The sequence below is a fragment of the Microcoleus sp. PH2017_24_DOB_U_A genome, from assembly GCF_020738205.1.
GTDB lineage: Bacteria > Cyanobacteriota > Cyanobacteriia > Cyanobacteriales > Microcoleaceae > Microcoleus.
Genome location: NZ_JAEQCT010000061.1, coordinates 38,116 through 57,335, shown reverse-complemented (window position 1 = coordinate 57,335; position 19,220 = coordinate 38,116). Strand labels below are relative to the sequence as shown.

Sequence of the window (19,220 nt, the reverse complement as noted above, 5' to 3'; positions counted from 1 at the left end):
CCAAATCCCCAATTATGACATTTTGGAACTTTCCTGCATACTTGGGGGCGATCGGTTATAAGCTGACTGAGAAATTGTTGGCACAAGGGAAGGTATTTATAGCAAAAGGAAGAAGGAAGTTCGGCAACGAGCACGCGATCGGGATTTTTAAAATGCGATCGGTTAGAAAACTTTAATTATCTATCGTCGCCAGAGAACTCAGAAGCAATAAAGTCAATGGTTTCAGCAATTCATAATATCCGGACGATCTGGTGCTGCTACTATTTATAGGAGCAATTAACCCTTATTTCTTGAAGTTAGAAGTTGAAATTTTACCAGAAAGAATTGGTTGAAAGCCGGAACCCCGATCGGGAGAATTTAAAATCAGACTATTCATTACTCCAATCCTCATCCTTCTAGGTAGAGGTCGCTCTCCTTCGGTCAACTGTCAACTGTCAACTGTCAACTGTTGAACGCTCTTCAAGGAATCTGTACGACGGGTCTTTAATGGATAGAGATAGTTACAGTAAGGGTAATAATCCGTTTGACAGTTGCATTGTCTTCTAACTTTTCATAGGCTACCTTGATAACTTAACAACCTACTTTCAGCATAATCAGGATTTCCCAGATTGAAATGACTTTTGAATGCAGCTAAATATTAGTTCCAGACCAACTGGCATATCCTTTTATAAAATCATTGTCTCTCACAGCTTGACATTGACATACAACTACATAGCGCCTCTTCCGTCTTTTTTTATGGCATTGTTACAGTCGGACATTTTGGGTAGTAATGGAAACTTAGTTGTTAGTTAGGTTTCCGGCATCGCTAATCTTAAACGATGATAGCCAGTCAATGCTGTTAACTGTAAATGGAGAATGTTTTGTCTCACTTTGTTTGGTGCCTAATGCTTTGTCACCAACAGTCTTTGAGCGTATACGATCGACAGCCAAAGGATTGGTTGCTTGACGGGGGAAAAGTTTTGACCGGAGATATTGTTATCGCAGTTGTCAAGTTTTTGCGACACCAGAAACAATCGATCGGCTTCTGGCAAAAACCTGTGATTTGGTTTGATGACCTGCCTTTCGACTAACTGCATAACTCCCACGTATACTACCAGTTAGAGAAGATACAGTATCTTGGCGATTCTGTCAATCTCTAAATTGCTGAAAAAAGCGACCATAAAATTAAATAAATCAACTCACCTTAGCTGCAAAATTTCGATCGATCCAGTTCAAAATTGCTTCATTTACTTGTTCCGGGCATTCATCCTGGGGACAGTGGCCGGCATTGTCTAATTCAACTAGCTCTACATACTGGGGATTGCATTCGACAAATTGGTGGGGCCGGGCGAACCGAGGGGGAATCATCCGGTCTTGTTTGCCCCAAATTAACAGCATCGGGATTGTGGAATTTCGCAGTACAGTCTTGACACCGGGGCTGAATTGTGAACTGCCTACAGCTTTAAATACAGCGCAGAAGGTACGGGCTGCTCCCCGATCGCCCGCAGGCCCTGATAGAATGTCCACTAATTCGTCGGTAACAGATTCCGGGTTGGCGTAGGCAAAGCCGACCCAGCGGCGGACAACTGAAGGTTTGCGGACGAAAGCAAACAGAGGCCTGAGGATGAGCGGAGAAACAAACCAGCTTTCCACAGCTTCGATCGCGGGTAACAGCCATCCTGGCACCGCCTCGGCTCGCACAGACGGGTCTGGGAGGCTAATCATCACCGTGCCGGCCACCATCTCCGGGTGAGCGGCGGCGGCGGCCAGACAAATCAGGGAACCGATCGAATTTCCTGCCAATACTACCGGCTCTCTGATAAAAGTCAGCCAAAAATCATACACTTGATCGACCCACAAAGACACAGAGTAGTTAACGGGAGCTTTTTGGGAAGCGCCAAAACCCAACAAATCCAAGGCGTAAACTGTATGTTTTTCGGCGAGGGGGCCGAGATTTTGACGCCAATGACCGATCGAAGCTCCAAACCCGTGCAGTAAAATAATTGGGGTGCTTGATGTGGCGGAGGCTATTGGTTTGGTAGCAGCATCTGGAAGATCGATCGCGCCTTGATTGTTCCCCAAAGCCGGCCGCAAATAGCTGTAGCGAGTTTGCCAACCGCGCCACACCCAGTCTCGTTGAGTTCCTACCCGTTGGTGCCAGTGCAGATAATTTGTCAATTTTGCCTCAGCTCGCAACATAAATTTACATTTGCTTATACCCATTCTACAAGGCAAATCAGGGGACTTGGGGAACGGAGCGGACTGGCTAGATTAGCTAATAAAAGCCGTTTTAGCTGATTTTTAACGATTTACCGGGAATTTGCGACCTTTTTACCATCAATCTGGCACGGGGGCGGGCGATCGTGTGTGAAGTTAAAATAAAACTAAGCAGAAACTTAGCCAGACTGAGTAGAATAACAGGTATTGTAAGAATTCATTTACGATAGTCCAAATATTCCCTAAGGCTTTAGCTGAGGGGAGAGAGGGCGCGGTAGTACGTCCGGTAAGGGTAACACCTTACAAAATAGCTCGATCGGACAAAATGAAAGATTGGTCGATCGAACCTGTAATTATCAAGAAGCTTCAATATTAAACTACTGATTGTAAAACCATTCATGCCTGTGATTGAAAGAAGACAAAATCGCAACCTACCCCAGATTAACGAAAATATTCGATACCCCAAAATCCGGGTGATCGATACCGACGGCGCGCAACTAGGGATATTGACACCCGCAGAAGCGCTGCGTCTGGCAGAAGAAAAAGAACTCGACCTCGTACTTGTCAGCGACAAAGCTGACCCGCCTGTATGTCGCGTCATGGACTACGGGAAGTACAAATTCGAGCAGGAAAAGAAAGCGCGAGAAGCTAAACGGAAGCAACACACTGCTGACGTGAAGGAAGTGAAGATGCGCTATAAAATTGAAGAACACGACTACCAAGTGCGCCTCAAACTAGCAGACCGCTTTATCAAATCTGGGGACAAAGTAAAAGCCACGATCATGTTCAGAGGTCGGGAAATCCAACACAGTAACCTAGCAGAGGACTTGCTCAAGCGCATGGCCACAGATTTGCAGGAAATCGCAGAGGTGCAGCAAGCGCCGAAAAAAGAAGGCCGCAGTATGATGATGCTGCTGTCGCCGAAAAAATAGTTATGAGCGATTAGTCATCAGTCATCAGTCATCAGTCAATAGTAATAGACTGGTGACGGTAGACTAATTGCCACGCCCCAAAAAGGATATAGGTTTCCGACTCTAGTCGTCGAGGGTCAAAACAAAAATTTTAGACCAAAGTTCCAGCTCCTAGATTCCATCTGTGGAGCAAATCTAAAATCGTTCGATGCTCGCGCTAGCCGAAGTCTAAAATCTAAAATCTAAAATCTAAAATCGGGATATCTACGCACTCTTAAGCATGGAAAATTTTCAAATCAGCGCTTGGGCGGGAGCAGGAAAAGGAGTGCTGCGATCGCTCAACCTGCGATCGGAAGAAGTAGAGCGAACCATACTGATGTTCCTCGTCTACACTCTAACCTCCGTCGGGCTGATCTGGCTGGAACTCAGCACGGTAGGTCTGTTTTTAGACGAATTCGGTGCGGACAAAATGCCCTTTATCTATATAGCCAGCGCCTTTATTGGTTCTGGTTTGGGATTTGTCTACTCGTGGATGCAAAAAATCCTGCCGCTGAGACGCACCGTTGTAGCGGTTCTGGGAATGATGTCGGTACCGCTATTTTTGTTTAGATTCGGCATCGGCTACGAAAATACTAAGATAGCTGGCATCAGCATCGCTTTTATTACTATTTTTTTGATGTGGCTGTGGGTGGAAGCTTGCTATGTCCTCAACGACCTCAATACTTCCATTACTTCCAACCAACTGTTTAATATTAGAGAAATCAAGCGCACCTATCCGCTAGTCAGTAGTGGTTATCTAGTGGCTGGGGTAGTTAGCGGGTTTTCTCTGCCAGTTTTGCTCTATGTAGTCGGACTCAAAAACGTTACTCTAGTATCGGGGTTAATGGTGGCGACAGGCTCGCTGTTGCTGTACTACCTCACAGAAAAATACCGTCAAGCTTTCCCGGAAACGGCTCACTGGACAGATGACGAGGACGAAGACGACCAACAAGAATTTACCGCCCGAAAAATAACAGGCCCTCTCCAAAAATACGCCATACCTCTAGTTAGTTTTTTCGTCCTTGCAGAAGTCCTCTATGTGTTGGTAGATTTTCAATTCTACAGCCAGCTAGAATACCAAAACCCTTCGGACGGCGCTAGTGGAGCTAGCTGGATTGCTAGCTTTTTGGGCATTTACGAAGGCATACAAGGTTTGTTTCAAGTGGCGACTCAGTGGTTCGCCTCCAGCCGCTTGGTAGAACGAATCGGTGTATTCGTGACGGCGATGATTTTGCCGGCGGGAATCGCTATTCTGGGCGTGCTGACGATAGGAGCATCCCTGGGCCAGCTAGTATCTGTGTTCATCGGACTGATATTGCTGAGATTTCTGGACGAACTGCTGCACTACACGCTGTTGGAAACGGTGAGCCCGGTTTTGTTCCAACCGATTCCTGACAATATTCGATCGGGAATTCAAACTCTAGTCAACGGTGTGGGCGAACCTCTGTCCTGCGGTGTGACAGGAGTTGGCATCCTAATTATGCTGTGGGTGACAGACAAGGTACTTCCCCACCAAGACGAAAAAGACACACTATTTCATGACAACCAAAGCTTGGTATTCATCGGGGCGATCGTACTTTTGGCTTTGGTGTGGCTGTTTGTAGTCTGGCTGATCCGCTCTCAATACGTGGGTTTGTTGGTCAAAAGTGCTGAACGGGGGCGCTTGGGCGTCACTGACGTTGACCTGAAAGCTCTCAAACGCGCAGTGGTGGAAACTCTGGAAAAGCCGGGGGGCGAAGATGAAAAGCGCTCTTGTATAGAACTGCTGACGCAAATTGACCCGAAAAATGTCGGAGAAGTTTTGGCGCCGATCCTGGAAGTGTTACCTTCGGCTTTGCAGCGCCAGAGCTTGGAAACAATGCTGCAACACCCAAACCCGGAATATTTAGAAGCTGTACGGGCTCTATCGCAGCAATCCTTGCCGCCGGAGGTGCTGGCCTTGGCTTTGCGCTACATCTGGCTGACGGAGGCTGAACCGAATATTGACAACTTGCGGCCTTATTTGCAGCCGAATGTCGATCCGGTAGTACGGGGTACGGCGGCTGCTTTAATTATGAGAAGGGGCGATCGCCAGCAAAAGGCAGAGGCTACTAATACGCTGCGCCAAATGCTGACGCACAAGATGGAACGAGAACGGGTGATGGGGACGCGGGCTCTGGGAGAGGCTGATTATTTGCAAGGACTGCGGCTTTATATTCCCAATCTGTTGCAAGATGAATCTCTGCGAGTGCGCTGCGCTCTGTTAGACGTGATTTCTTCTACTCATTCGGAAGAATATTATCCTTCGCTGCTGCGCGGACTCGGTTACAAATCGACTCGGGAAGCGGCTTTGCAGGCGATCGTCAAACTTCACAATGATGCGATTCCTTTGCTCGTCTATTTGGCTGAGGATATCCATAAGTCAGATTTGGTCAGATTGCAAGCTTGGACGGCTCTCGGTCAAATAGGGACTGTGGAGGCGATCGACATTTTGGTCAGCAATTTGATGACGGCTTGGGGAACTACCAGGCGCAACATCCTCCGCATCCTGTTGAAAATGCCATCGGAAGCGGGTATAGAAGGGATTCTAGACCGCATCGGCCGCAGCGGATTGGAAACTCTTATCGAACAGGAGTTGATGTTTATCGGTCAAATTTATGCAGCTATGGTGGATTTGTCTGGTGTAACAACCTATGGCAATTTTGCCGATCGAGATGCCAGCAGGGGTGCACCCGAGAACGATACGGCTCAATTGTTGCAGCGCGCTCTGGCGGGGTTGGAAGCTGATGCTAAGGAACGATGTTTTTTGCTGATGAAGTTTCTTTATCCGTTGGACACCGTACAAGCTGCTGCTTTCAACATTGCTTCTGGCCAACCTTCTTTGGTGGCTAGGGGATTGGAAATTCTCGACAATACTGTGGATATCGCTAAGAAGCGATCGCTGATCAATTTGTTGGATCAGCACTCGGAAAGAGAGAAATTGAGCAATCTCTCGGAATTAATGGTGTACAAACCTCTATCCCCGAGCGATCGTTTGCGCCGCTTACTGGAATTGCGCCATTTCCTTTCGGATTGGACTTTAGCTTGCTGTTTTCACTTGGCGAGGGAAGCGCGTTGGAGCCTTACCGCCCAACAAACTCTTGTCTGTCTGCAACACCCGACGGGTTTTGTCCGCGAAGCAGTGTTAGCCTATTTGAAAATAGCTTCACCGCGGGCTTTGCTCGAATTGTTGCCGAGGCTGCAAAATGACCCCGATAATTTGGTATCAGCTCAAGTTGAAGAGATGATGGCAGAGTTGGGTGCTGGGGGGAAAAGGTAAAGAAGGAAGAGGGAAGAAGGAAGAAGGAAGAAGGAAGAAGGAAGAAGGAAGAAGGAAGAAGGAAGAAGGAACAAAAAGAAACTATCTTCAATACCTAATTCCCAATACCTAATGCCCAATGCCCAATGCCCAATGCCCAATGCCCAATTCCCCTTCCTTTGTTAAAGTTTAAATTAATCACTGCATCGCATTATGTTAACTAGCGTCGAACGCCTATTGTTTGTCAGGGAAGTTCCGATTTTTAAGGAACTGCGGGATGATTTTCTTGTCCGTCTAGCATCGGTAATGGACGAACTTTCGTTTCCTTCTAAGCACAGGATTTTTACGGAAGGACAAGAAGGTCGATCGCTCTATATCTTGGTATCGGGTACGGTGCGGGTGCATATAGGCGATCGGGATTTGGCACAGTTGAAGGCGGGGGCTTGTTTCGGGGAAATGTCGCTATTTGATGCGGAACCTCGATCGGCTTCTATTTCGACTCTGGAACAATCGGAGTGTTTGATGCTGACTCAAATGCAGCTTTATGATGCGATCGATGAAACGCCGGGAATTGCTGTTAATATTATTCGCTTGCTGTCGCGCCGGATTCGCGAGTTGAATATCAAGTTGAATGCTAAAGAGGCGGTTATGCCACCGACAGATCCTGTGAGAGTTCCTGAAATGCGATGAATATTGGGAATCGGGAATTGGGAATTGGGAATTGGGAATTGGGAATTGGGAATTGCGGATAGTTTATTCCTTCTTCCTTCTTTCCTCTTCCTTCTTCCTTCTTCCTTCTTCCTTCTTCCTTCTGCTATCAAACAATTAAAAACCCGGCGGGCTAGAAGCCCATCCCACAAAAATCTTTTTTCTTGTGGGATGGGCTTCTAGCCCGTCCCAAAATTTGGTTAAAAGGATTTTTGCAAGAGGTCTATTGAAGAAATCGGGTTGTTTAAAATCGATAATGAAGCGCGATTTGCTGTCTAAACTATTCGGAAAATAAAAGGGTAGCGGTAAGCTTCGTTTGGAGTTTGCAACACGTGGATAATAGCCATGATTGTCAGTCCCCAATGTAGGAGATAACCTAGCGGCACTAGGATAAACCCGGCAAGCCCAAAAGTCACCACAGTTAACGCCACAATCACAGCGCTGTACACCCATACATTCAAGTGAAAATTGATGGCTTCGGTGGCGTTTTCTTTGACAACGGGGTCATCAGATACTAACAATACAGCGATCGGCGCTCCGATCGATAAAACTAACGTGCTGAAAAAAATCGCCCCGTGACACACCAGTGATAGCAGCTTCCGCTTGTCGGAGTCGTACATATTACTTTGATTCCTTGACTTTAGTGATAATTTTACCTTTAATAGCAACTCTAGCACAGGCTATAATGGCGATCGGGTGATGATTCCCCTACCTATTTTGTGATGACAACAGAACTCGAAACTGAACTGCTAACTGCTGTTGAGCGCCGGCGCAACTTTGCTATTATCTCGCACCCTGACGCGGGGAAAACTACTTTGACAGAAAAGCTGCTGCTTTACGGAGGTGCAATTCACGAAGCAGGTTCTGTGAAAGCACGGCGGGCTCAGCGACACGCTACTTCTGACTGGATGGCGATGGAACAGCAGCGGGGAATTTCGATTACTTCTACTGTTTTGCAGTTTGAATATCAAAATTATCACATTAATCTGCTCGATACTCCCGGACACCAAGATTTTAGTGAAGATACTTATCGTACTCTGGCGGCTGCTGATAATGCGGTGATGCTTGAGGATGCTGCTAAGGGTTTGGAACCGCAAACTCGCAAGTTATTTGAAGTTTGTAAGTTGCGACGTTTGCCTATTTTTACTTTCTTTAATAAGCTCGATCGCCCTAGCAGAGATCCTTTGGATTTGTTGGACGAAATTGAGAAGGAATTGGGGTTGCAGACTTATCCGGTGAATTGGCCGATCGGTACGGGCGATCGCTTTAAAGGTGTTTTCGATCGCAGAGGGCGCAAAATTCACTTGTTCGAGCGGACTAAACACGGTTCTCGCGCTGCTGTTGATACGGTGATCGAATTGGGCGATCCGCGCATTGAGGATTTGTTGGAACAAGACCTTTACTATCAGCTCAAAGAAGAGTTGGAACTGCTGGATGAGTTGGGAACTGAACTCGATTTAGACTCCGTTCGGGCTGGGAAAATGACTCCGGTTTTCTTTGGTAGTGCGATGAGCAATTTTGGGGTCGAGCTGTTTTTGGATGCGTTTTTAGATTACGCCATGAAGCCGATCGCCCGCAACAGCAGCGCCGGCGAACTGCCCCCAACTTATGAAGATTTTACCGGGTTTGTGTTTAAGTTGCAAGCCAATATGGATCCGAGACATCGCGATCGCGTGGCGTTTATTCGCGTTTGTACCGGCAAGTTTGAAAAGGACATGAACGTCACTCACGCTCGGACTGGTAAAACGGTGCGTTTGTCAAGACCTCAAAAGTTATTTGCTCAGGATCGGGAGTCGATCGAGGTTGCGTATCCGGGCGATGTTATCGGTTTGAACAATCCGGGGGTTTTTGCGATCGGCGATACTATTTTCACCGGTCAAAAAGTCGAATATGAAGGGATTCCCTGTTTTTCGCCGGAACTTTTTGCCTTTTTGAGAAATCCGAATCCTTCTAAGTTTAAGCAGTTCCGCAAAGGTGTTTCGGAGTTGCAGGAAGAGGGCGCTGTGCAAATTATGTATTCGGTTGATGAGTCGAAACGCGAACCGATTTTGGCGGCTGTGGGACAGTTGCAATTTGAAGTGGTGCAGTTCCGAATGCAGTCGGAATATAATGTCGAAACTACGATCGATATGTTGCCTTACAGTGTAGCTCGTTGGGTAGATGGCGGTTGGGATGCCCTGGCCAAGGTGGGACGGCTGTTTAATACTGTGACGGTGAAGGATTGTTGGGGAAGGCCGGTTTTGTTATTTAGGAATGACTGGAATTGCCGTCAGGTGGAAGGTGAGCATCCTGTTTTGAGGTTAAATGCGATCGCGCCTGTGGTTTCTGGTTTGGCCGTTACCGCGGAGTGAGATTACCACGATTACCTTGAATGAAAGACAACCCTAGATTCGATCGAAATCTTCCGAGTGGCGATCGTTGACATGAGTGCGATCGCCTCCATCAACCGCAAGCAGTGCGAAGTGCAAGCAGATTTCGACATTCGGGGCGATCGAGTGCGATCGATCGCCCCCGGCTACGGCAAACTGATCGGTTTGTACGAATCCCGCAAACCAGAAACCTGGAAGCATCCAGTCACAAATTATTCCCTCACCTACCGCCGCTTGTTTGAATTAGAAGCGTGTCTGCTGGAAAAAGAACGATCGGGAAAAAGCGGTTTATTCGGTCAATTAATTGTGCGCTGAGGTGATACAATGGCATCAGAAAAAAACTGGTATCTAGTTGGCATCGCATTATGGTTGCTTTACCCGATCGCCTATTGATGAGCGCAGAAGAATACCTGACTTGGGAACCCACCCAAGAAGAACGCTACGAGTATTGGGATGGCGAAGTCGTCGCTATGAGTGGCGGAACCCGCAATCACAATCGGATTACCTTCAACTTCTCCAAGGTTCTAGATGATGCCCTTGTCGATCGCCCTTGCGAGATGTACATGGCCGATGTCAAAGTCCAAGTGGAACCAGGACAAAAGTATTTTTATCCTGATGTTGTGGTAACTTGCGACGATCGCGATAACGATCCGCAATTGGTGCAATTTCCTTCCTTGATTGTCGAAGTTTTGTCACCTTCAACAGAAGCTTTGGATCGCGGCGCAAAATTTGCTAAATATCGCCAATTTTCAACGCTGCAAGAGTACGTCTTGGTGCAAGTCGAACAGCCCAGAGTAGAAATGTTTCGGCGCAACGAACAAGGGCTATGGGTGCTGTCGGAGTATGGTTTGGGCGATACTTTGCGACTGGAATCAGTGGATGTCGAAATTGCGATCGACCAATTGTACCGCCAAATACAATTTTCTTAGTCTCGCGTTGCGCGGACATTGTTTGTGTAGCCACGAATTCCATTCGTCCTTTCTCTCTTTCTTTCTTTCTTTCTTTCTTAGTCCGCGGAGGCGGACATTGTTTGTGTAGCCGCGAATTCCATTCGCCGGGTATCCAACGGAAATTCACCCAATATTCACCCAATATTCACCCAATATTCACCAGATATTCCCCCTTTCTTCCTTACAAAACTTGCTTGGGGGCGATCGGAATTTCAATAATAAACTCAGTCCCCTCTCCAGGTGCAGAAACACAACTCAACTTTCCGCCATGAGAACTCACAACAATCGAGTGCGAAATCGATAATCCCAAACCAGTTCCCGAACCCACCGGCTTAGTTGTAAAAAACGGATCGAATATCTTGTGCAGCACCTCACTGCTCATCCCTGGCCCACTATCAGCCATTCTAATAATAGCAGAATTGCGATCGGTCACCTCCGTAGAAATTGTAATAGTAGGCTGTTTATGAGAGCTTTCCGGGCAATCTCTTGCCAACAGCAGCGCATCGATCGCATTTGTCAAAATATTCATAAATACCTGATTCAACTGCGACGCATAACAAGTAATTAACGGTAGCTTGCTGTAATTTTTAATCACCTCAATTCCCAAACGGCCACCTTCTTTTCTCAGGCGGGGTTGCAGCAACATCACTGTACTGTCTATGCCTTCATCGATATTAACCGACTTCATTTGCGCTTCATCCAGGCGCGAGAAATTCCGCAAACTCAACACAATATCCCGGATTCTTTCCGCTCCGACTTTCATAGAATCCAGCAGCTTTTGCAAATCTTCGCTCAAAAATTCCAGTTCAATTGTTTCTATTTCCTCAATGATTTCATCAGCAGGTTCGGGATAGTGCTGCTGGTAAAGCTCAATCAACTTCAGCAAGTCTTTCACGTAGTCGCTAGCTGGATTGAGATTGCCGTAGATAAAACTTACAGGGTTATTAATTTCGTGAGCAACACCAGCCACCATTTGCCCCAAACTCGACATTTTTTCAGTTTGAATTAATTGAGCTTGAGTTAGTTTCAGCTCCAGCAAAGTTTGTTCTAAACGCTCATTCTTGTCATTTAACTCATACGTCCGCTCTTGCACTTTCTGCTCCACAGAATTGTAAAGCAGAGCATTTTCCAAAGAAATAGCAACTTGCGAAGAAAGCAGCCTTAAAACTTCCAATCTATGCGCCGTAAAAGCCCCGAGTGTTAAATTGTTTTCTAAATAAAGAATCCCAATTAGTTTGCCTTGATTGACAATCGGCGTACACAAAAGAGATTTGAGCTGGTGTTTGGCGATGTAAGGATCGGCAGTAAATCGCCCCTCAGCCACAGCATTGCTCAACACCAAGTCCGAGCGAGTCCTTTCCACATAATTAATCACCGTAACAGGCAAATCCTGACATTCTTCCACAGGCGTAAATTGCAGCACTGCTACATCTTCAGCAATTACTGACGCTTTGGCAGAAATCAACAGTTTTTCATCTCTCACCAAAATTAAAAACCCGGATTGTGCGCCTGCGTTTTCGAGGGATATCCTCATCAAAGAAGCCAGCAATTTGTCTAGGACAATTTCGCTGGAAATTGCCAGAGATGCTTTCATTACAGTTGCTAAATCCAGCACTCTCGCATCGCTTCCAGTAGAAGTATGAATAGTTGTGGTAGTTTGATTGTTGTGAAAACTGCCGTTGAGCGGCGTCATTTCCCGCAACTGGGGATACTTCTGTTCTAAATCTTCAACTTTGCGGACTGCACCCCAGCGCAAGTAGCACGAGTGAGCTTCGCGCAAGTGGATTTTGGCATATTGATATTTGCCTTTACTCAACCAAAACTTGGCGGCTAGTTCGTTAGCGAGGGCTTCATTTTGGACAAACTCATTGTCTTGAGCTAAATTGATCGAGAAATCGTAAAGCTCTACAGCTTCTGAATCTTTCTTAGTAATTCTGGCTATTTCTGCTTGTACTAAAAGATACTTGTGCAGAAAGTTTTCACGACAGTTATCAGCCCAGATTTTCATCTGTTTTTGATTGGCTTCTAACTTTTCCAGATATTGTTTTTGCTTGCTTTTTGAAACATTGGGAAAAACGGCAGCTAAAACTAGAGAAAAGAAAAAATTCCACTCGGTAGCGGGTATCGCTCCGGTAATAAAAGATAGTTGCTTTTCTACTTCCAATGCTAGTTGTAGTGCTTCATTGAAGTTGCCATACCAGTACATTACCTGGCATTTGCGAATCTGGTAAAGGCAAAGCGAGTACAAATTTTGATGAGCTTGACAGTTTTGTACGTATTCAGCTTCGCTCATATCGTCGCTTTCAAAGACAAACTTGTCAACAGTGAGTTGGCTCAAGTTACGCAGTATCAGCTCCACTCCTAATAATGTATCGGTAACAAGCTGATTTTTGGTTTTTTGGCTGAACTGCAAATACCTGCTCGTGTCTGCCAGAATTTGCGATATTTCTTTGCCTTGAAAAAAGTAATTGGCTATGCGGTTGGATAGGATATAACCGGCATATTCTAAATCTCCTGATTCTAAAGCTGCTTGATATCCTTCATTACTGATTGCGTGTGCCTCTTTAATATGGTTGAACCAGTAATGAAAAATACTAACCAGCGAAGAACAAGCTCTGCACTTCAAGCCGATATTGCCAGATTTTTCACTCAAATTCAGCGATAGCATGGCAAATTGATACGCGGCTTTGTAATCTCCCGAAACAGCGTTTAAGAACATACCGTAGCCTGCGTAGCAGAGAGATGCTTCGGGTACTAAACCGTAGGTGAGAGAAAGATTGACTCCTTTTAAAACGCTGACTTTCCACAAGTCGGGATTGCTGAGGTAAGCTGATGTTAAGAAGTTGGTGATTAATTTGACTGCGACTTTTTTGTCGGGTACTGTCATTTCGGGAGCGTCAATCAGGGAAGCTATTTCTCTACCTGCTAAAAAGTTTGTGGCTGCTGCAAATTCTTCGGCTATGACTTTTTGCAGCCCGTCTAGCGGCAAGTCAATGCCCAGCAAGTTCAAGGCTTTGATTCCAGCTTTAACTGCTTCCTCGTATTTGGCTCGCAGGGTGTACTGCACGATCAGGAGGTTGTAAATTTCTACTTTTTCTAAAGGCGATCGCGCTTTTTGCAAAGTTATGTTGATAAATTCTTCTGAATGCTCGAAATAGCCGTTCAGATACTCAACGTTAGCGCGCTCCATGTGCAGAGCAAAGGCTAAATCGTAGTGGGAATCCCAGATATCGGCGGTTAAACCGTCCATACCTGCGGTTAAATACTGCAACGCAGCAACGTAAGCTGTGGCATCTTTGGCTCTGCGGGCGGCGTCTAAATTCAGGGTTGCCAGTTCAATTAGTTCTCGCTCGTCTCGAATTAGCGATCGCGCTACATTCAAGTGATCGACTAACTCAAAGATTCTGTCAGCGCGATATTCAGCAGGAGTATTTTCGAGGATCTGCCTGCCGATTTTCAGGTGAACGTCTTTTTTTTGCGAATCATCAATTAAAGCATAAGCTGCTTGTTGTACGCGATCGTGCAAAAATTTATAATTGAGAATTAACAGCGGAAACAGCACGTAATCTAATGACTTGCTTTCCAATTCCGAAGTCGGCAGAATCAGCCCCGACTTAATCGCCGGCAACAGGTGAGAAAAAGTTTCCGACGCTTCTTTCTCATTAATTAAAGAAAGAGTATTTAAGTCAAATTCGTTGCCCAAACAAGCCACTAAACGCAAAACCTGCTGCGTTGAACTTGGCAGTTTTCTCAACTTCTGCACCATCAAATCTACTACATTGTCAGTGATAGCGCACTGCTCAATTTGAGTCATATCCCAATGCCAGCCGCCCTTGCTCCCCAACTGTGGCGGATGAAAAACTAGCAGATTTTCTTGATACAATGTTTGTAGGAATTGATTAACAAAAAAAGGATTGCCGTCTGTTTTACTGACAACCAGTTCAGCTAAGGGTTTGACCGATTTGCGATCGCTGTGCAAAGTCTCGGCAATCAAATGAGTGATGTTGTCCACGCCCAGCGGCGACAGAGCAATCTCATTAATGATGGCTTCCTGATTTCGCAGCGTCTCCACAGTCATCATTAAAGGATGAGTGGGACTGACTTCATTATCCCGATAAGCGCCAATTAAAAACAGATATTGTGTCGCTTCATCTGTCATCATCAACTCAATCAATTTGAGTGTGGCAGAATCAGCCCACTGCAAATCGTCGAGAAAAATTACCAGCGGATGTTCGGGCTGGCAAAATACGCGAATGAAATTTTGAAAGACTAAATTAAAGCGGTTGAGAGATTCCGTCGGCCCCAATTCAGCTACAGGAGACTGAGCTCCGACAATTAGTTCTACTTCGGGAATTACATCAATAATAATTTGCCCGTTTTGCCCGAAAGCAGTACGGAGTTTTTCGCGCCAAACTGCCAATTGAGCTTCGCTTTCAGTTAAGAGTTGTCGCACCAATTCCGAAAAGGCGCTAACAACTGCTGAGTAAGGAATAGTCCGCTTGTACTGGTCAAATTTTCCCCAAATAAAATAGCCGCGCCTGCGGGTAATAGGTTTGTCTAAAATCTTCACCATTGCAGATTTGCCAATGCCGGAATAACCAGCAATCAGCATCATCTCGCTGCGGGATTTATGCTGTCCTCTCGCGAGCACTGACAGGGAACTTTCTTTGCGCGATTTGCTCTCTTTCTTGATGACAGAAATTTGGGACTGTTCGATGCGGGAGGCTCGATTATTTGTTGCTGCTACCCGTTCAAATGCCGCTAAAAGAGTTTCAACTTCTCGCTGTCTGCCGTAAAGTTTTTGAGGGATTTGAAATTTGTCAGAAATATCTTGGCTGCCGAGAGCAAACTCAGAAATAACCCCAGATGTTTGCAACTGAAACAGACAGGATTCCAAATCCGCTTTCAGTCCCCAAGCACTTTGATAGCGATCCTCAGCCGCTTTTGCTAGCAATTTCATCACAATGTCTGAAATAGCTTGAGGAATTTCTGGTGAAAGTTCAGCGAGAGGTACTGGCTGTTTGGCGATGTGACAGTGAACTAACTCCATGGGATCGGTAGTGGTAAAAGGGAGCTGTCCTGCCAGGACTTCATAGAAGGTGACGCCAAGGGAATAAAAGTCCGTGCGGTAATCGATTACCCGGTTCATTCTGCCGGTTTGTTCCGGCGACATATAGGCTAAAGTCCCTTCTAAAAAGTTGGGATTTTTATTGGCAACGTTTTCCTGATTTGAGTCACTTGAGATGCTAAAATCTATGACTTTAACTTGTCCAGTCGCGGGATTAAAAACTATATTAGAGGGGTTTATATCTTTATGAATTACATTTTTTGCGTGAATCTCTCCCAAAGTTTCAGCAACTTTGATGGCTGTGGTCAAAAATCCCAAAGAGGTAAATTTTTGGGTAGCCATAAATATTTTTAAAGATTCGCCACCAAAATCTTCTAAAATCATTGCCAGACTATTTCTAACCTGCTGCAACCTGTGCATTTTAACAACTCCGTCGAGCTGGTTTAAGTTGGCAGTGATGTCATATTCCCGTTTGTATCTATTCAGTTCTTCGGGAGTCGGATAGTCTTCTTTGAGAATTTTGATAATAACAGGTTGGTTGTCTTGCTCGTTGCGGCCGCGGTAAACCAGGGAAGTGCTGCTTTCATAAATGAGAGCGAGAACTGCAACGCCGGGAATTGCCATCATAGTTGGTTCTCTCAAATTAGGTGTGCTTGTTGGTCAATATTACAGGACTTACGCGCGGCGGGCTAGAAACCCGGTTTCTTTGTTGGTAGTTGCTGACAATCTCAAGATTTTTTCCTATGAACCGGGTTTTTTCCGTAAATCCTATGTTATTCTTCATTATCACTCAAGAGCTATGTTTTGGGATGTGTGGGAAGACACGCCGTATCCAGCAAAGAGCTGTTGCTGACTTGCATGGGCCTGGGGCTTTTTCACCTCAGCAGTTAGGTAAACAAAAGCACAGATACAGGATTTGTGCAATGATTTGGTGTGGCGATCGATCGCACGGCTGACAAAAAAACAATCTCAGCTTTTAGATACCGAGCGGTTGAAACCGCGTCTACACAGACAAAACCCACTAGAGAGCGGGTTGAAGAATGGGCGTTTAAAATTAGGTTGTTTTCTTCAGTCTCGTGTTGCGCGGACGAAAGTTTTTGTAGACGCGGTTTCAACCGTGCGTCCTATCTATTGGGTCATCTACGCGCCGGCTGGAATAATAACCTTTAATCTCGGAGTTAAAAAATCGGCCTGTAGAATCAGCTTCTTGCAGATATTCCCAAATTTCCGGTTCTACGTCGCTGTATTGATAGACTGACCCGCTGCTAAATTCTATTTGCAAAACTTGAGCCTCTTCATTGTATCCGATCGCGCTAGCCATTGCCGAATCAACCGGCATCATAGCAATGGGTTCGTCGGCTGGGGCAATTTCTGTTAATTCAATACCGCCACTGAGTTCGGTAGAATCTGTATTGGCGATGAAATCAACCATGTGCAGGCCGTGCATTGCAGCTTCGGGTGCGGCAATTTCGATAAATTCGAGGCATTCCCCGCGATCGATCAACAGTCCTAGCTGGCCGTTAGAGTGACCGACTGCTAAGACATTGCTCAAGTCTATTTTGGATAGTTTCATGGGTTTTGTCAACAAGGATTTGTTTTACGTCAATATTTCCCGATCTTTGCAAGTTTCTGTGTCTAGGAAATAGTGGATTAATTAATAGTTTAGCCTGTATTGCCTAAAAAGTCAATTAACGTATCTTTTATGTGTAAAGTGTGCATTTAGCATCCTAATTTGGTATGATTTGTCTGTTGCTTAAGGAAATTAGACCTCTTCCACTCCTAAGCTTTCCTACCCTAAAATTATCTGCGTTTATATGTATTTATCTGCCTGAAATCTGCGGTTTGTGTGTCGATCGCAGACTTATGCAAGAGCTGTATTGAGCAAGGTTCGCCATAAGCACCCTACTTTGATAAGATGTGTCAGCTTCTTAACGAAACTTGACAATAAATTAAGAATTATTGCCATAAAACAAAGGTAAAGTTGTGGCAATGGCGAGTCAAAGCCCAACCTGTAAAAGCGTTTGAGGATTTTTCCCATCTGTAAATCTTCAGAAAGTTACTATTTCTAAAGGATTCATCTGGTGAGAAAATCTCAAACAACCTTAAAATTTAGCAGTAATCGCCCGATCGGGCAAATCTCAACCAGCATAAGGGAAAATACCTATGAAATTGGCTTATTGGATGTACGCAGGCCCAGCCCACATCGGCACTCTGCGCGTTGCGACTTCCTTCAAAAACGTCCACGCGATCATGCACGCACCGATTGGAGACGACTATTTTAACGTGATGCGATCGATGCTGGAGAGGGAACGGGACTTCACTCCGGTAACTACCAGCGTGGTTGACAGACACGTACTGGCGCGGGGCTCGCAGGAACGGGTGGTGGACAATATCACCCGCAAAGACAGAGAAGAGCACCCCGATTTAATTGTACTTACCCCGACTTGCACCTCCAGCATTCTGCAAGAAGACTTGGAAAACTTTGTTAACCGAGCTCAATTGGATGCCAAAGGCGATGTGATGCTGGCGGATGTTAACCATTATCGGTTTAACGAACTCCAAGCTGCCGATCGGACTTTGGATCAAATCGTCCAACTTTACATTAACAAAGCTCGCAAAAAAGGCGATTTGGAAGGTAAAAGCGAAAAACCATCGGTGAATATTATCGGTATGTCTACGCTGGGTTTCCACAACCAGCACGACTGCACCGAGTTGAAGCGTTTGATGGCAGATTTGGGAATCGAAGTCAACGAAGTTATTCCCGAAGGTGCTTCGGTTCACAACTTAAAAAGACTGCCGCGCGCTTGGTTTAACCTTGTTCCTTATCGGGAATTGGGGATGGCAGCCGGGGAGTATTTGCAAAAAGAATTCGGCACGCCGATGGTGGATATTACGCCGATGGGTGTGGTGGAAACTGCGCGCTGCATTCGGAAGATTCAGGAAGTTCTGAATGCTCAAGGTGCGGATGTTAATTATGAAGAGTTTATTGACCAACAAACGCGGTTTGTGTCTCAGGCTGCTTGGTTCTCAAGGTCGATCGACTGCCAAAACTTAACCGGCAAAAAAGCCGTCGTATTTGGCGATAATACGCACGCTGCGGCGATGACGAAGATTTTGGCTCGCGAGATGGGTATCCACGTTGTGTGGGCAGGAACCTACTGCAAACACGATGCTGATTGGTTCCGGGAAGAGGTAAAAGGGTATTGTGATGAAGTGCTGATCACGGAGGATCATGGGCAAATTGGGGATGCGATCGCCAAAGCAGAACCTTCGGCGATTTTCGGCACGCAGATGGAACGCCACGTGGGTAAAAGGCTTGATATTCCGTGCGGTGTGATTGCTGCGCCGATTCACGTGCAAAATTTCCCGATCGGCTACAAGCCATTTTTGGGCTATGAAGGCACAAATCAGTGCGTAGATTTGGTCTACAATTCCTTTACTTTGGGCATGGAAGACCACTTGCTAGAAATCTTCGGCGGCCACGATACTAAGGAAGTTATTACCAAGGGAATTTCGGCTGATTCTGATATGAATTGGACGAAGGACGGACAGGCAGAATTGAACAAAATCCCCGGTTTTGTGCGCGGGAAAGTCAAGCGGAATACTGAGAAGTTTGCTCGCGAGCGCGGTATTGCTCTAATTAATGCTGAGGTGTTGTACGCGGCCAAGGAAGCTGTCGGCGCGTAGTTACGCAGTACGGGG

Annotated in this window: 14 protein-coding genes; 9 read left to right on the top strand and 5 right to left on the bottom strand. The window is 45.9% G+C overall.

Translation table 11 applies throughout. The annotated features are described in order from the left end of the window. The first annotated feature begins 14 nt into the window (after positions 1-14). On the top strand, positions 15-176 hold the full coding sequence (locus tag JGK07_RS18230; protein ID WP_293184661.1) for a hypothetical protein: 162 nt from the start codon (positions 15-17) through the stop codon (positions 174-176). A 705-nt stretch (positions 177-881) separates the two neighbouring features. Here the strand turns inward: JGK07_RS18230 and JGK07_RS18225 are convergent. Both JGK07_RS18225 and JGK07_RS18220 read right to left on the bottom strand, forming a co-directional pair. Further along, positions 882-1,076 carry a hypothetical protein gene (locus JGK07_RS18225; protein WP_293184659.1) on the bottom strand — a complete coding sequence of 65 codons (195 nt, stop codon included), beginning with the start codon at positions 1,074-1,076 and terminating at the stop codon, positions 882-884. A 97-nt stretch (positions 1,077-1,173) separates the two neighbouring features. Then, positions 1,174-2,178 (bottom strand): alpha/beta fold hydrolase, encoded by a 1,005-nt coding sequence (locus tag JGK07_RS18220; RefSeq protein ID WP_293184656.1) that lies wholly within the window; start codon positions 2,176-2,178, stop codon positions 1,174-1,176. 416 nt (positions 2,179-2,594) lie between these two features. On the opposite strand from JGK07_RS18220, the gene infC reads away from it, so the two are divergent. The 4 genes from infC to JGK07_RS18200 all read left to right on the top strand — a co-directional run bounded on the left by infC (position 2,595) and on the right by JGK07_RS18200 (position 7,113). Further along, positions 2,595-3,128 carry a translation initiation factor IF-3 gene (infC, locus tag JGK07_RS18215; RefSeq protein ID WP_265239585.1) on the top strand — a complete coding sequence of 178 codons (534 nt, stop codon included), beginning with the start codon at positions 2,595-2,597 and terminating at the stop codon, positions 3,126-3,128. 259 nt (positions 3,129-3,387) lie between these two features. After that, positions 3,388-6,444, top strand: coding sequence for a HEAT repeat domain-containing protein (locus tag JGK07_RS18210; RefSeq protein WP_293196899.1), 3,057 nt, complete (start codon positions 3,388-3,390; stop codon positions 6,442-6,444). Then, positions 6,425-6,556 carry a hypothetical protein gene (locus JGK07_RS18205; RefSeq protein ID WP_293184651.1) on the top strand — a complete coding sequence of 44 codons (132 nt, stop codon included), beginning with the start codon at positions 6,425-6,427 and terminating at the stop codon, positions 6,554-6,556. The genes JGK07_RS18210 and JGK07_RS18205 overlap by 20 nt, the downstream gene beginning before the upstream one ends. An 80-nt stretch (positions 6,557-6,636) precedes the next feature. Continuing rightward, the gene (locus tag JGK07_RS18200; protein WP_293184648.1) at positions 6,637-7,113 is read left to right on the top strand and encodes a Crp/Fnr family transcriptional regulator; all 477 of its coding nucleotides are present in this window, start codon (positions 6,637-6,639) and stop codon (positions 7,111-7,113) included. Positions 7,114-7,406: 293 nt separating this feature from the next. On the opposite strand, the gene JGK07_RS18195 is transcribed toward JGK07_RS18200, so the two are convergent. Continuing rightward, complete coding sequence (locus tag JGK07_RS18195) at positions 7,407-7,751, bottom strand: DUF4870 domain-containing protein (protein WP_293183305.1); 345 nt, start codon at positions 7,749-7,751, stop codon at positions 7,407-7,409. 102 nt (positions 7,752-7,853) lie between these two features. Between JGK07_RS18195 and prfC the strand changes: the two genes are divergently transcribed. The 3 genes from prfC to JGK07_RS18180 are packed head-to-tail and all read left to right on the top strand — an operon-like array spanning position 7,854 to position 10,429. After that, complete coding sequence (gene prfC, locus JGK07_RS18190) at positions 7,854-9,482, top strand: peptide chain release factor 3 (protein WP_293183303.1); 1,629 nt, start codon at positions 7,854-7,856, stop codon at positions 9,480-9,482. Between the two features lie 57 nt (positions 9,483-9,539). After that, a complete protein-coding gene (locus JGK07_RS18185; protein WP_293225591.1) occupies positions 9,540-9,815 on the top strand; it encodes a hypothetical protein in 276 nt (91 codons plus the stop codon). 50 nt (positions 9,816-9,865) lie between these two features. Then, positions 9,866-10,429 carry a Uma2 family endonuclease gene (locus JGK07_RS18180; RefSeq protein WP_293183299.1) on the top strand — a complete coding sequence of 188 codons (564 nt, stop codon included), beginning with the start codon at positions 9,866-9,868 and terminating at the stop codon, positions 10,427-10,429. A gap of 202 nt (positions 10,430-10,631) precedes the next feature. Here JGK07_RS18180 and JGK07_RS18175 read toward each other — a convergent pair whose 3' ends face one another. Next, complete coding sequence (locus JGK07_RS18175; RefSeq protein WP_293183297.1) at positions 10,632-16,145, bottom strand: ATP-binding sensor histidine kinase; 5,514 nt, start codon at positions 16,143-16,145, stop codon at positions 10,632-10,634. Positions 16,146-16,629: 484 nt separating this feature from the next. After that, entirely contained in the window at positions 16,630-17,091 is a 462-nt protein-coding gene (locus JGK07_RS18170; protein ID WP_293196898.1) for a KTSC domain-containing protein, read from the bottom strand. A 590-nt stretch (positions 17,092-17,681) separates the two neighbouring features. Here JGK07_RS18170 and bchB point away from each other — a divergent pair. Then, positions 17,682-19,205 (top strand): ferredoxin:protochlorophyllide reductase (ATP-dependent) subunit B, encoded by a 1,524-nt coding sequence (gene bchB / locus JGK07_RS18165; protein ID WP_293190538.1) that lies wholly within the window; start codon positions 17,682-17,684, stop codon positions 19,203-19,205. Positions 19,206-19,220: the final 15 nt, after the last annotated feature.